General features: G+C 58.3%; 9 protein-coding genes and 2 pseudogenes. 8 read left to right on the top strand and 3 right to left on the bottom strand.

The window, feature by feature from the left end; genetic code table 11:
- Positions 1–317: 317 nt before the first annotated feature.
- Entirely contained in the window at positions 318–470 is a 153-nt protein-coding gene (locus tag AC0L3O_RS06300) for a hypothetical protein (protein ID WP_473615156.1), read from the top strand.
- A 26-nt stretch (positions 471–496) separates the two neighbouring features.
- On the opposite strand, the pseudogene AC0L3O_RS06295 reads toward AC0L3O_RS06300, so the two are convergent.
- Positions 497–616, bottom strand: a pseudogene (locus AC0L3O_RS06295) (IS5/IS1182 family transposase); the annotation flags it as partial.
- A gap of 911 nt (positions 617–1,527) precedes the next feature.
- Here AC0L3O_RS06295 and AC0L3O_RS06290 point away from each other — a divergent pair.
- From AC0L3O_RS06290 to AC0L3O_RS06265, 6 genes are all read left to right on the top strand, one after another.
- Entirely contained in the window at positions 1,528–1,896 is a 369-nt protein-coding gene (locus AC0L3O_RS06290) for a helix-turn-helix domain-containing protein (protein ID WP_473615154.1), read from the top strand.
- A gap of 870 nt (positions 1,897–2,766) precedes the next feature.
- Entirely contained in the window at positions 2,767–3,135 is a 369-nt protein-coding gene (locus tag AC0L3O_RS06285; RefSeq protein ID WP_473615153.1) for a hypothetical protein, read from the top strand.
- Between the two features lie 25 nt (positions 3,136–3,160).
- Complete coding sequence (locus tag AC0L3O_RS06280) at positions 3,161–3,304, top strand: hypothetical protein (protein WP_473615152.1); 144 nt, start codon at positions 3,161–3,163, stop codon at positions 3,302–3,304.
- Positions 3,305–3,367: 63 nt separating this feature from the next.
- Positions 3,368–6,340, top strand: a complete 2,973-nt coding sequence (locus AC0L3O_RS06275) for a TrlF family AAA-like ATPase (RefSeq protein ID WP_473615150.1) — start codon at positions 3,368–3,370, stop codon at positions 6,338–6,340.
- Between the two features lie 11 nt (positions 6,341–6,351).
- A complete protein-coding gene (locus tag AC0L3O_RS06270; protein WP_473615149.1) occupies positions 6,352–6,504 on the top strand; it encodes a hypothetical protein in 153 nt (50 codons plus the stop codon).
- Between the two features lie 127 nt (positions 6,505–6,631).
- A complete protein-coding gene (locus AC0L3O_RS06265; protein ID WP_473615147.1) occupies positions 6,632–10,564 on the top strand; it encodes a hypothetical protein in 3,933 nt (1,310 codons plus the stop codon).
- A 254-nt stretch (positions 10,565–10,818) separates the two neighbouring features.
- On the opposite strand, the pseudogene AC0L3O_RS06260 reads toward AC0L3O_RS06265, so the two are convergent.
- Positions 10,819–11,065: pseudogene (locus tag AC0L3O_RS06260) on the bottom strand (tyrosine-type recombinase/integrase); the annotation flags it as partial.
- 511 nt (positions 11,066–11,576) lie between these two features.
- Here AC0L3O_RS06260 and AC0L3O_RS06255 point away from each other — a divergent pair.
- Positions 11,577–12,329, top strand: coding sequence for an AfsR/SARP family transcriptional regulator (locus tag AC0L3O_RS06255; protein WP_473615146.1), 753 nt, complete (start codon positions 11,577–11,579; stop codon positions 12,327–12,329).
- A 149-nt stretch (positions 12,330–12,478) separates the two neighbouring features.
- On the opposite strand, the gene AC0L3O_RS06250 is transcribed toward AC0L3O_RS06255, so the two are convergent.
- Complete coding sequence (locus AC0L3O_RS06250) at positions 12,479–12,832, bottom strand: hypothetical protein (RefSeq protein WP_473615144.1); 354 nt, start codon at positions 12,830–12,832, stop codon at positions 12,479–12,481.
- Positions 12,833–12,931: the final 99 nt, after the last annotated feature.

The raw sequence follows: 12,931 nt of genomic DNA, 5'->3' as shown, positions 1-12,931 counted from the left end.
ATTATCGACGAGTAAAGTCGTGAGATAGTTTTGCTCCGAAGTTGGAGCCCTCTGCGCTGGACGGCGGACCGTAATCGAATGATCCTATTCCTTGATGCAGTAGTTGAGAACCACGTAGGGTGGAAGAATGCTAAACGGCAGGGATTTGCCGGGTCCCTCTCCAGTCGTTGAGTTTTTCACCATGGTTTTCGTGTCACCCCCGTGCGCCCCTGAGATATCGCCTGGAACTACACCGGCGTGTGGATATACTGCATGACCATGGGGGCAAATTCTCCACCGTCAAGGTTTGACTTTCTTTGCCACCTTGGGAGTTCATTTTGAATTTTTCGCTCCCTGCGTGTCCAAAAATCACCTTTCCTGCTGCAGGCTCAAATGCTGCCCAACCCTCTGGACAATTTGAGGTATTGAAGGTCACAACTGCCCCCTTGGAAGAAGTTTTTGAAGTTGCTGAACAAGACCTTCATCTGTAATCCCCGGGTTAGTTAGGGTCCCGGACTCATAACCAGTAGCTGACGATTGCGGCGATGCAGACGGCGGCGAGGAAATTCTGCGCGAGACGGTCGTACCGGGTGGCGATGCGCCTGAAGTCCCTGAGGCGGCAGAACATGCGCTCGATGAACCAATGCGATGGTTTCCTCGGTTTGGCGAAGCCCCATCCTGCATTCTTGCCACAGCCGGGATGCTCGCACCTGTGGTGCTGAATCCCGGGGCGCGTGACGGGCTCCATTGCACCGGGAGGCGGATCAGCTCGTCGCCCATCGAATATTTTCTCACTTCAGTTTGGTGGAAGATTCCAATAGCACGCCTTTGCCTTTCGTCACGAGCGGGAAGGAACTTGCGCGAACGGCAAATTCAAAGCTGCGACCGCAGCCAACCGAGGTTGCGCGGGACGACTTGGAAAAGGACCAAACTTCCGATCGTGCGGTAACCGTGTGGCGCCATTGGCAGGACGCTTACAACTTGACCGAGCGGCTGTGCCGTGAGCAACAACGCTTAGAGCGGACGCTCGCCGAAACTATTGGCTTTCCGAGTGCGACGATACTCTCGAATGGTGAGAGCGTGACACTGCATTCACTGAAGGAAATTCGCGGATAACTAGGCGTCGATCCCATCGACGCAGCGGTTCGCGCAAAAGCTGAAGCCGACTTCGCGGCCCATCAGGCTCACTGGGATGCTGCCGACAGGGAAATAGGGTACTCCGCCGCGATGCTTGCTGAGCACGATGCGGCCAACCGAGCGGAGGCCTTGATCGAAGAATTGTCTGAAACGCCTGCCACTACCCTTGCCGGCGTAGGAGCCAAGCTTGATGCAGTGCTTAAGGAAGGTCAGTCGTCTGAGGACGATGCCGAGTTTCCCTGGCCCCAAATCCGCTCGGCCATCAAGGATATGTCCGGATTAGCCGGCAGAGAGAGCCGGGTTGAAGGCGTGCATCCCGTTTCGCGAAGGTCTGTAACTCCCCGAGCATTCGGAAATTTGCTGAGTTCCTGGCGGCGTACCGCGACAGAACCACATTCCAGGGAGTGACAGATGCAACAGGAGGCCTCGAAACGGCTTCCTGCCGTTACGGCGTGGGCAAAGCCCAGACCTCAGACGAGCCCTCATCTCGCGGATCAGCATGTCGGCAGGCAGATCGCGATCGTTCGTGTCCAGTCGGATGTATCGCAAGCCCAGCTTGCACGATCCATAGGTATCAGCTTCCAGCAACTCCAGAAATACGAGAACGCGAGGAACCGAGTAAGCGCGTCCATGCTCTACGAGATCGCCCGGTCGCTTGGCGTTCCTGTTAGCCGCTTCTTCGAAGGCCTGACGGGCAACGAAACAAGCGATGAAACTCGGCCTCCGCCCGTCGACGAGCGCATCGAATTTATTGCAAGCGGAAGGCCGGCGTCTGATTGAGGGCTGATGCAGCTTCCTCCACGGGTGCGCGGGCGCTTGGCGGCTTTGATCTCCGCATTGGGGGACGAACTGGCATTCATCGTCGCAGACCAGGACAGCGCGAAGGCCGGAGAACCCGCGCCGGCCGAACGCAAGACGGCTTGAGCCGGCAGGGTCGTCCGGCCAGCGAATCTGCTGTCGCTCGATACAGACTGTGCCGTTCCGAACATAGCACGTCGCCCATAGTGCGATTTTGGCGCCCGCTGCCGCCGTCCTTCCAAAACCGGCTGAAAAACCGGCTGAATTCCGGAAATCAAGCCGGCATCGCCTCGTCTCGATCGCACAAAGATGAATGATTCAATAGGATGGAATGCCGCGCCCGAAGAGATTCGATCTCCTGACCCCCAGATTCGTAGTCTAAAGCAATCGCTCCTCGAGCGATGTGTGCTTCAGGTTTGAGGTTTCGCCAACGCGGCCCCCGTGGGTGCCAAAGAAGACGGCGGCCCTTCGAGCCCGCGAGCCTTGCGCCTCGGCGAGGGTTCCCGGCCGCTTTAGGGGATGGCATCGTCGAACATCGGCGTTACGCAACACTGGGATGGGTTAACGCGCGAAAACGGGTCCTAATTCTAGGCTCGCCCGCGATCATTTCGGCACGCAAGCTCGACTAGAAATGGTCTTGGCTCCGAAGGAAGGGGTCATGCGTTCGCATCGCGTCGGGTGCGCCAGTTTTTCAATCAGTTGCACGATTGTTAAACCCACCGCTTCCTTTCATGTAACTTTCGTGTAACGGACTTTAAAAAGCATTGGGCACGTGCCTGCTGCCGACTGGTGTAGGTAAAAACGGCGGTATGGAGAGGGATTTAGCTAGTGGCAACAGAGCCGGAAATTTGGATGAATCCCGATCGCCCGAAGGACTTTCCCGAACCTTCAGAAACGATCGCCAGGCTGGCTAAGGCTACTCAAGCATTTCTTGCCAGCGAAACTGATCTCTTGGAAATCGGTATCAATGAGCGCAGCCTCACACACCAGCTGGCGGTTTATGTCGGGCCCTACTTCGACCAGTGGCACACCGATTGCGAGTACAATCGGTTAGGGGACAAAGGGAAGAACCTGCCTCGGCCGGAGGAGTTCAAAACCTCTCCGGATGACACGTCGGCTATCACGATCTTCCCCGATATCATCGTCCACCGCAGACGCACCATCTACAACTGCGCAGTAATAGAGGTGAAAAAGACGGCAAAAATAGGGGTTAGACCTTGATGCTGCAAAGCTACGTGGCCTCACGATGGCTGGCGATTACCAGTATACGGTTGGCCTGCATTTGATTATCGACTGCAAACAAGCAGCGATTGCCGAGGTTGTGACGTATCGAGGTGGTGAAATAGATGATGAATTGAGCGCCTTTGCGAAAGAACTCTTCATTGACTAGTCTATGGTGTCGTGGCGACGTATTTGCGGAACAAGGTAGGCAGGGCATGAAAAGGTGCGCGCGTTGATCAATCGCGGTTCGGAATGGCACCGATGGGAGCCGCATATTCATGCACCTGGCACCATCCTCAACAATCAGTTCGGTGCCTCCGACCCTTGGGGGACCTATCTCACGGCCCTCGAAGGCTTGACCCCTAAGATCGAAGCGATCGCTGTCACCGAGTACTACGTCACCGATACCTACGAGGAATTCCTCAAGCACAAAGCTGCTGGCCGATTGCCCGGTGTGAAGCTGATCTTCCCGAACATCGAGCTGCGCCTCGATGCGGCGGCAAAGTCCGGCTTCGTGAACATCCATCTCTTGGTCAGCCCAGAAGATCCTCACCATGTCGATGAGGTCAAGCGCATCCTCAAGCGCCTGCAATTCGGCGCTCATAACGACCGCTACGACTGCACACGCGAAGAGCTGATCAAGCTCGGAAAGCGCGCCGACCCAACGATCATTGATGACGGCGCGGCGCTTCGGCACGGTGCGACGCAGGTCAAGGTCAATTTCGACCAGCTGCGCAAGGTCATCCACGAAAGCGAATGGGCGAAGAAGAACATCCTGATCGCCGTCGCCGGCACCGCTGGCGACGGCACGTCGGGTCTTCGGCAGGCTGCCGACGCCACGGTGCGGCAGGAAATTGAGAAGTTCGCCCATATTATATTCTCGAGCAGCCCGGCGCAGCGGGAATTCTGGCTCGGCCACCGGGGCGTGACCGTTGAAGAGTTGCGTGCGCGATACGACGGCTGCAAGCCCTGTCTCCACGGGAGCGACTCCCACGACCAGATATCGGTGGGGCAGCCCGTCGATAATCGCTTCTCATGGATCAAGGGCGGCCTAGAGTTCGATGCTCTCCGGCAAGCGTGCATCGACCCGCAGGGCCGCGCCTACGTCGGCGACCAGCCGCCTCGGTCGGCAATGCCGTCGCAAGTCATCTCGGACGTTATGATCGATGATGCGGACTGGGCAACCACGCCTTCTATCCCGCTCAACCCCGGCCTTGTAGCCATCATCGGAGCGCGGGGATCGGGCAAGACGGCCTTGGCAGATGTCATTGCGGCAGGCTGCGATGCAATCTCGTCCTCCGGCTGGGATGCAGACGAGAATATCAGCCCATCCTTCTTGGCGCGGGCCCGCAGGCTGATCGGCAACGCGACCACGACGCTCACCTGGGGCGGAGGCTCGACGGTCACGCGCTCCCTCGACGGCAGCGACGCCAACGGCCACATGTCCTTTCCTCGCGCTCGCTATCTCTCCCAGCAATTCGTTGAAGAGCTTTGCTCGGCCAAGGGTGTCTCGGATGGTCTCGTGGATGAGATCGAGCGCGTGATATTCGAGTCGCATTCGCCAGACGATCGTGACTGGGCAACCGATTTTGCCGATCTGCGCGACCAGCAGACTGCACGTTTTCAACAAGCACGCAGTCGCGAAGCCGGGGCGATCTCGGACGTCTCAGAACGCATCGCCGGGGAATTCGAGAAGGAAACCCTTGTCGCCACACTGACTACGCAGGTCGCGCAGAAAACGAAACTAATCGCGGACTACACGGCCGATCGGGCCAAGCTCGTCGTCAAAGGAACCGAAGCGCAGGTTGCCCGCCACACTCAACTCAGCGCTGTGGCTCAGAATCTTCGGAACAGGATCCAAAACCTCGGAAATCAGCGCCGTGCCTTCGTAGCCCTGCAGGACGAGGCCCGTAGCATGCGCGCCACTGGCGCACCCGAAATGCTCCGCCAAACCCAGGCGCGACATGCCAATAGCTTCCTGGACGCTAAGCAGTGGGACGACTTCATGTTAACCTACAAGGGCAATGTCGATCAGAGCTTGGTAGCTTACATCGCGTGGGCGGATGGCGAGGTGCGAAAGCTGAACGGCGTTCCGCCGCCGCCTGGCGATCCGAACGTCGCGCTGATCGCCGACAATGCTGATCTCTCGGCGCTTACGCTCGCTCCGATCGTTGCTGAAATGACCCGCCTTGGGGCTCTGTTCAGCGCTGACAAGCTGGTCCGGGATCAATACACCGCGTTGACCGGCCGTATCACCCAGGAGAGTTCTGCGCTTCAGGCCCTGGAAACCCGGCTTACCGATGCACGAGGAGCCGCAGCTCGCCGGAAGGAGCTTCAGACCGAGCGCGATGACACCTACGGACGGGTTTTCGAAGCGATCATTAACGAACAGAACGCACTTGCCGGTCTCTACGCGCCGCTGATGGCGAGGCTTGCAGCCTCATCAGGCACGCTTAAGAAACTCAGCTTCTCGGTTCGCAGGATAGCCGACGTTGAAGCATGGGGTTCGGTAGCGGAGGAAGAGCTCCTCGACAGACGCAAGGCCGGCCCCTTCTATGGCCGCCGCTCGCTCATTACTGCCGCAACGGAGGCACTCAAATCCGCGTGGGATACGGGCTCGGCGGCGGAGGTTCAGGCTGCAATGACGGCCTTCATTGGAAAATACATCAATGACCTTCTCGCTCACGCCCCTTTTGCACCCGCGCAACAAGCCGAGTTTCGCGCCTGGTCGAAGCAATTCGCTCATTGGCTTTTCGGCACCGACCACATCACAGTTCGGTACGAGATCTCTGACGGCGTCGACATTCGGAAGTTGTCGCCAGGCACGCGGGGCATAGTGCTGCTTCTGCTCTATCTCGCTCTGGACGATTCTGACGATCGACCTCTGATCATCGACCAGCCCGAGGAAAACCTCGATCCGAAATCCGTATTCGACGAGCTGGTGGCACTGTTCATCGCGGCCAAGTCGAAGCGTCAGGTCATTATTGTTACGCATAACGCCAATCTTGTGATCAACACCGACGCGGACCAGATCATCGTAGCCGAAGCTGGCCCCCATCCGTCGGGCGGTCTTCCCCCAATTAGCTATGTGGCGGGCGGGTTGGAAAACGCGGTAATCCGCAAGGCCGTGTGCGACATCCTTGAAGGTGGTGAGGCTGCCTTCCGCGAACGCGCAAGACGGCTTCGTGTTCGTCTTGATCGATAGGTCGGGCAACGATGACGAACACACCTACCACCGCCTTCACCGTTCCGCGGCCGACGCTGGCCGAACGTGGTTGGGTCCGCCATGTCGCAGGAGCCGCGGAGTCAGAAGCCATCGTCAGCGAAGAGCGCGAGATGGAGCATGAGCCTGACTACGGTAATGACTAATTCGCTGACGAAGGTTCCCGCTTACGCCGAGCCCACCCCAACACTGTCCCTTATCGGGGGATTCTGTCGACCCTTGTTCGTGTCGAAACCTAGCCTTACGCGTAAAACCAACGTCACCTGAAGCGACATGATAGCGGACCTGATCCTCATTGATCCTGAACTTTGGGCCAAAACGCGCTCAGGTGCTCGCGCAGGCCGCGGTTTCCGATACCAGGATGCGCTCTGCGCTGCATTGGCCGTCGACGCTTGGGCAGGAGAAGCAGCGTGGAATGCCGTCGTTCCTGAAGGACTTGAGGATGCGACACTGCACGGGCCGGGATTGGAAATTCGCGCTCAGATCAAGTCGCGGCATGACCCTCGGGGGCGCTTCAGTTTGAGTGAAGTGGCCGACTTCGTCGTGAAGATGGTGGTCCCATTGGACGGAGTTACCGACAGCAGCGTTCGATTGGCGCTAATCCTCGAGCGCACCGTAGACGGGCTCGAAGCCAGTGGATGGTTGGAACCATTGGCCTCAACGGGCCAGAAATTCGAAGCGTTTGCCCAGGCTCTGACGACGGCCTTTGCTCCCCGTACGATCGACACCGCCGCTCTACTCGTCAGACTTCACCTTGTGGTGTCGCCCGACCCCTTGAGTGCGGTTCCTTTAGTCCTAGAACGAAAAGGCTCCTTGGACCCTGCCGCAGGCCGCTTGGTCGCCCAAGATCTTCGTGCTGCTGCAGGTCGTGCTGCTGACGATAATTATGCGAAACAGCCTCAAGACCCGGCATCGCTAGGCGCCACAGATGTCCAGCGCCTGATCGACGGTGTCCAGCGCATCCTTGACCCCTTAGGCCAACTCAAACTCGCGGACGGTCTTTGTGAGACGGCAAACTTCCACGAATCGCTTAACGCACCTGAATTCTATAGCGGCGTGAACGTCATGCCCGGTCACGTAGGCGCCGGCCTGGTGTTCGATCGACCAGCCGAAACCGCCGATATCCTCGAAGCGTTAGAAGCCCAAGGGGCCGTGCTAGTGGCGGGTCCTTCGGGGGCTGGCAAGTCGGCACTGGCTTGGTTGGCTGCATACCATACCCGACACGCCGTGCGCTGGTATCGCGTGCGCCGCTTACGCGAGTCGGATGTACCCAGACTAGTCCAGGTAGCTCGCCTTCTCGAAGCTGGTCCGGGTCGCCCAGTTGGCTTTGTCATTGATGATGTAGGCCGCACCGGTGCGGCCGGCTGGGATATGCTCGTTTCTGAGATCCAAGCAATAGCGGGTTTGCTCGTCCTCGGTTCGGTTCGGGAAGAAGACATCTTCCTTCTCGGGACGGCTGCGACAACTCCTGTCGTTCGGCCGCATCTCGACGAGCCTCTTGCTGAACGTCTTTGGCTTGCCCTGTCGGCTCAAGGGGAGGTCGCTTTCTCCCATTGGGTCGAGCCCTTCGATGAAAGTAAAGGCCTTCTACTGGAATACACGCATCTGCTGGCAAAGGGTCAGCGGCTTGAGCAAACGCTCACCGAGCAGGTCCGCCGACGCCTTTCAGAGAACAGAAACGACGAACTGGAACTGTTGCGACGCATCGCGTTTCCAAGCCGGCATGGTGCGGTCGTAGAGAGCCGATTCATCCGGGAGCGTCTCGGTTGGGACGGGTTCCGAATGGCGAAAGCCCTCGCGCGCCTGGTCGAGGAGCATGCCGTGAAAGAGACGTCAGATGGCGGTCTCGCAGGCTTGCATGAGATCCGGTCCGCCTATCTCGATAACGCCATCCGCGCTTGTCTCGACACGCCTCTTTCTGAAACGATTATTGAAGCTGCGTCGGTCGTGAGCGCCACTCATCTGCCGATCTTTATCGTACGCATCCTGAGAGCCTATCCGGAGGAGCGATCCGAGCTTGTGGGCGCCCTGGCAAGCCGTATGGTTAGAGGCGATGTTGCTTCCCTTGGCCCCATACTCCACGGACTGGGCCTAGCGACTGCCGACATGGTCGCCGCACATTGGTTAGAAATCTCTCGGCGCCTGAAGGTCGATGATCGTTTCTCGTCTCTTTTGTTCAACCTGACTGCAGCTACTCCGCTGGAGGGGGACCTACCGCTATTCGCGAAGGTGCGGGAAGCCGGAGCCTCCTTCGCCACGGTCGAAGTCGAGGACCTAAGGGGCAGCTTCCTTGATCGCCTCGAAAGCGCGAGTGGCTTCGACATACATCACATCGATCTGGAGACGCTACATCGTCTGCAAGCGGCTCTAATGCCGTTGCGAGGTTGTTCCAAGGCGCCTACCCTCGATCTGCCGCTAGATCAAGATCTGTCGGCGGCACCACTGCTACCCTTGCTCGAATTTATCCGTACGACTTGGGATATAAATGCCACCGAATCCGCCCGCCTTGTAGACCTGGCTGGCGGATCTCTGGCCCTATTGGCGCGCTTGCTTGACGAGATTCCCTGGATCACTGCCCCACGGTTGGTGGAGGTTGAGGCCGACGATGGCGGAGGCCGTGAAGCCGCCGTGGAGGCTAATGTCCGAGTGATTTCGGACGCCGTGCAGACCGATCTGCATGGCGACGTCGTACGTCTGTGCGAACTTATGCTAGTCGCTGCGCCAGAGGCCCGAAGTGCACTGTCCGACACCATATTGCCGGATGGAGCCTCGTTGATGGTGGCGGGGCACAGCCTCAATAGCAAACGCATCCCTCGCGAGAGCCTCCCCAGTCCGGCTCGCGTAGCTTGGAACCGCGCTCAGGCTCGCGCCGTGGATCGTCTCGTCGGAGCGCCCCAGGAAACTGGCCGCACCGCCTCCCTGGCGAACCTCATCGAAGAACTAAGTCGGCGACTCGATGAGGCCGCCAACTTATATCTCAGGATGGAGAAGCCCAAAGAGCGCTGGAAACTCCTCATTAATATCACCGGGATGCTGCGAGACTTCGTGCCGCCGCCGCGTGTCAATGAGGTGATGTCGCACTCTCTCGATCCTGGGTCGTATTCCGGATCCGATCGCATGCACAGCTTTGCCGCGGACCTGCAGACACTTGTGTTGGAACTGGCCGACGGCAATGACGAGAACGTCAAAGTCGGCGCTATGCGCGTGGTGGACCTTATCGAGACCGCAGAGAAACTCTCCAACCCTACGCTCTGGCGCTTGATTTCATCACCGCCGACCCAAGCTATGTTGGATCTTTCTGTTCGGCTTCGGGATATTCGCGCCATCTACGGCCACATCGCCAACGACCCCGATCGCCGACGTCGATGGGCGGCGGCCTTCAGTACCACCAGCCGACGTCATTCCGCTCTCTCGAAGGCAGCCTCCCAATCGCGAATCCAAGCGGACGCCGACCTCGCGACGCGCCGGAAGAAATACGAGGAAGTCTTGGAAGACGCCGGTCTGACCGTTCGCGTTTATGCGCGAGCCCCGGACCAGGATGCAGGATATGCCTGGCCCCACGTGTACTTCGCCGGTCTGGTTGTGACCGACTCGATAGAGGGCTGGATGGGCGATCTAGACCGATTTAATGCAGTTTGTGAAACCTTGGCGGATGAGCCGAGAATGAGTTGCGCTCCCCTGATCCGTGATCAAATTCCGCCCGTCGCTATGGTGAGGATCGGCGAGGTGCTCCTTCCAGACCTGAATTTCGCGGGAGAGTGGGCAGCGCATCTGCCATGGCCCATTGTCGATACACCTTTGCTGAACCGCGTTACGGGCACCTTGAACGATATTTCCGCCGTGTCTGCCATGATTCAGGACAAGGGTACCGATCTCAATTCCGCAGAAGCCATCCACTTCGAGGCCCACCTCCGCCGTATTGAGGACGCTATCGCGTGGTTCGGCAAAGCAACAGCGGATGAGCCATCCATAGCTTTTGCAATGGCAAGTCAGGTGATCCTCACCTGCATCCAGCGTATGCAGGCGGAACTCCAGGGTTCTGCGGAAGGAGGTTCGCTAGCCGTCGAGTTTGGTCGCCTTATGAACGGCGGGTTGTCCGAATTGACGACGCATGTCGCAGCCTTGCGTGTCGCATTGATGGAGCACGCCCTCGGCCTTGAGGCTTGGTCAGACTTATCTGCCCCTTTGGAAGGGGTCGACGCCTGATCCAACTCCGAGAAACTTCATTGAAAAAGGACAATTAGCGTTCCACAAATCCTTGCACACCTATTGCGAAATCGGATATTATCCCTTTTTAAACAAGTAGATGACGTAAGGCGATTCGGTCTCCAAAGGTCTTTTACGATGGATGCCATCGGGGCTGTGTTCGAAGCGGCACGATCGTGACCACAGCAATGGATTCGCGTTCTTAGCGGCTCAAGATTGCGGTGGTTGCCGACCACCAACCTCAATTGCGCGAATTACGCTGCCCTTGCTGCTCGGATAGTGTGAAGCATTTCCGGCTTGAGATGCGTGTAGCGTCGCAACATCTTCCAATCCTTGTGACCCGTGACCAGCGCTACCTGTTCGATCGAATCCAGCTTCGAAGAGGCGGCTCGTGCCTTCGTGCCGCAAATCATGAAAGTGAAGGTCGTCGATGGCCAGGTCAGCGCATCCTCGACGGAAGGCGGTGCCGACTGATCTATGATTGAATGGGAAAATTCGATCATCGTCATTGCTGCGCCTTGCCGCTTGTGTGATCTAGGTCGCGACTAGCTGCGTCGTTTCCAACGATCTAGACACCGTCCTCATCTGTCATTTGACGCAAGAAGGCGTCGCCGACGGTCAGATCAATACAATGCGCCTGCGCCAACGCCCAGCGGCTCCATTCTTCAAGAGGACTGTAGCGGCCAGGGAGCTGGTCACGGGTGATTCCACCTCCTGTGTGGCCTTCGCGTTTGCGGGCTCACAGTGCCTCTATGGGCAAAGCTTTTTCTCGCTGAGGGGCGTAATAACAACTGCACGTTGTGATAGATTGCATAGAATTGTTCTACAATTAACGAGCCGGTCGCTACTCGACGAGAGAGGGAATAGTCTCGCTACTAACAAGCTGGGTGAGTACTTTACAATCAGAACTTGAATTTCGCGCGCTGTCTGTGTAACACTTCGGTGAAGGCGATGTACGAGCTCTTACAGCCATTATCGCACGTATAATCGTCCGCCTTTTTGGGGGGCGGGAATGCAGGTTTCAGTAGAGTTGTTGGGCAGAGCACGTGTGCTGTCCGATGGTCGCGAGATGGCATTGTCGCGGCAGAGTATTTCGTTTTTGGCCTACCTGGCCCTGTACCGCGGTGTCGATCATCCGCGCGAGGTCATCATCGAACATTTCTGGTCCTCCCACGAGCCGGCACGAGGTCGATCCTGCCTTGGGACAGCGCTCGTCCGCCTGCGAAAGGCTTTGAGTATCAATGGCTCGGATTGGCTCGAGACATCTCCGCGCGGCGAGCCGCGGATTTCGGCGCGGGCGCCGATCTGGTTTGATTTCCACGCATTCGAGACGGCGATCGCCCCAACTCTTGCGACCACGCAAGGGCAGTTAGATTCACTCCAGCTGCAGAATTTGATCTCCGGGCTCACCTATTATCATGGGGACCTGCTCTTGGGATGGTATGACGACTGGGTACTTCCCGAACGGGAACGGCTGCGTCTCCTGTGCCTGCGGGGCTACCGTCGCCTGATGGAGCACTACGTTTCGGCTGGAGACATGGAGAATGCACTGGCGGCGGGCCAAGCGGCCCTTAGAATTGAACCTCTGCAGGAACTGGTGCAGCAGCAGGTGATCGAACTGTTTCACGCGACAGGCCAACGCGTCGCGGCGATCCGACAATATGAGAAGCTCGCTGCCTTGCTGAAGGCAGAGCTGGGCATTGCGCCTTCCAAGAATACCACCATGTTGATCGATAGGATTCGCTCCGAACGATCGCTTCCATAACCTAACTCCAAAGCTCGCCCCCGGCATTCAATGCTACCGAGCGCCGCTCGGGTGCGATGACGGCAAGATCTGCCGGGAACCGAATCGCACCTCAATTCGCCATCGCGTCGTAGTTCCGCACCAGGTGCCGAACCGCAAGTGCCAATTACTCAGACCGGCAGATTATCAGTCGCAGGTGACGCGAGCGTGACGCCGCCGTCGCGACAAACGCACGTCGGCATGCCGCTCGGGTGATGCGACAGACGCCCTGACGTGCCGGCGAGGCGCGGGCACTCGGGTAATGTGGCGTCGTGTTTCCAGATTGGCCCGAGGTTCGCGTGCCCGTGATGGTTGGTCAAAGACGCGAGCACGAAGGCGACATGAGCTTCTTTATTCACCTCTGGCTGGAGCACCGAGACCGCAACGTGTGGCGCGGGAAGGCCACTGACGGCGACAACGAACACTGGTTCGAGGACGGGAATTCGCTGCTCACGTTTATCGAAAACCGGCTCCGGATCGAGCATGGGGTCTCGCTACCAAGACGGCGGCGTCCAAGGTGAGCACAGAGCCGACATTGAGTGCCTGTTCCAACGCAGGCGATTGCAAGGTGGCCGGAGAGGCGC

The sequence above is a fragment of the Mesorhizobium sp. WSM4810 genome (assembly GCF_055811235.1).
The sequence above is the reverse complement of the archived record's forward strand: the minus strand, read 5'-3'. Positions and strand labels throughout refer to the sequence as shown.

Bases quoted from the DNA above. Each gene is read 5' to 3' on its own strand.
- AC0L3O_RS06290 (WP_473615154.1), top strand. From the start codon at position 1,528: ATGCAACAGGAGGCCTCGAAACGGCTTCCTGCCGTTACGGCGTGGGCA.
- AC0L3O_RS06285 (WP_473615153.1), top strand. From the start codon at position 2,767: ATGAATCCCGATCGCCCGAAGGACTTTCCCGAACCTTCAGAAACGATC.
- AC0L3O_RS06280 (WP_473615152.1), top strand. From the start codon at position 3,161: ATGGCTGGCGATTACCAGTATACGGTTGGCCTGCATTTGATTATCGAC.
- AC0L3O_RS06270 (WP_473615149.1), top strand. From the start codon at position 6,352: ATGACGAACACACCTACCACCGCCTTCACCGTTCCGCGGCCGACGCTG.
- AC0L3O_RS06265 (WP_473615147.1), top strand. From the start codon at position 6,632: ATGATAGCGGACCTGATCCTCATTGATCCTGAACTTTGGGCCAAAACG.
- AC0L3O_RS06255 (WP_473615146.1), top strand. From the start codon at position 11,577: ATGCAGGTTTCAGTAGAGTTGTTGGGCAGAGCACGTGTGCTGTCCGAT.
- AC0L3O_RS06250 (WP_473615144.1), bottom strand. From the start codon at position 12,832: ATGCTCGATCCGGAGCCGGTTTTCGATAAACGTGAGCAGCGAATTCCC.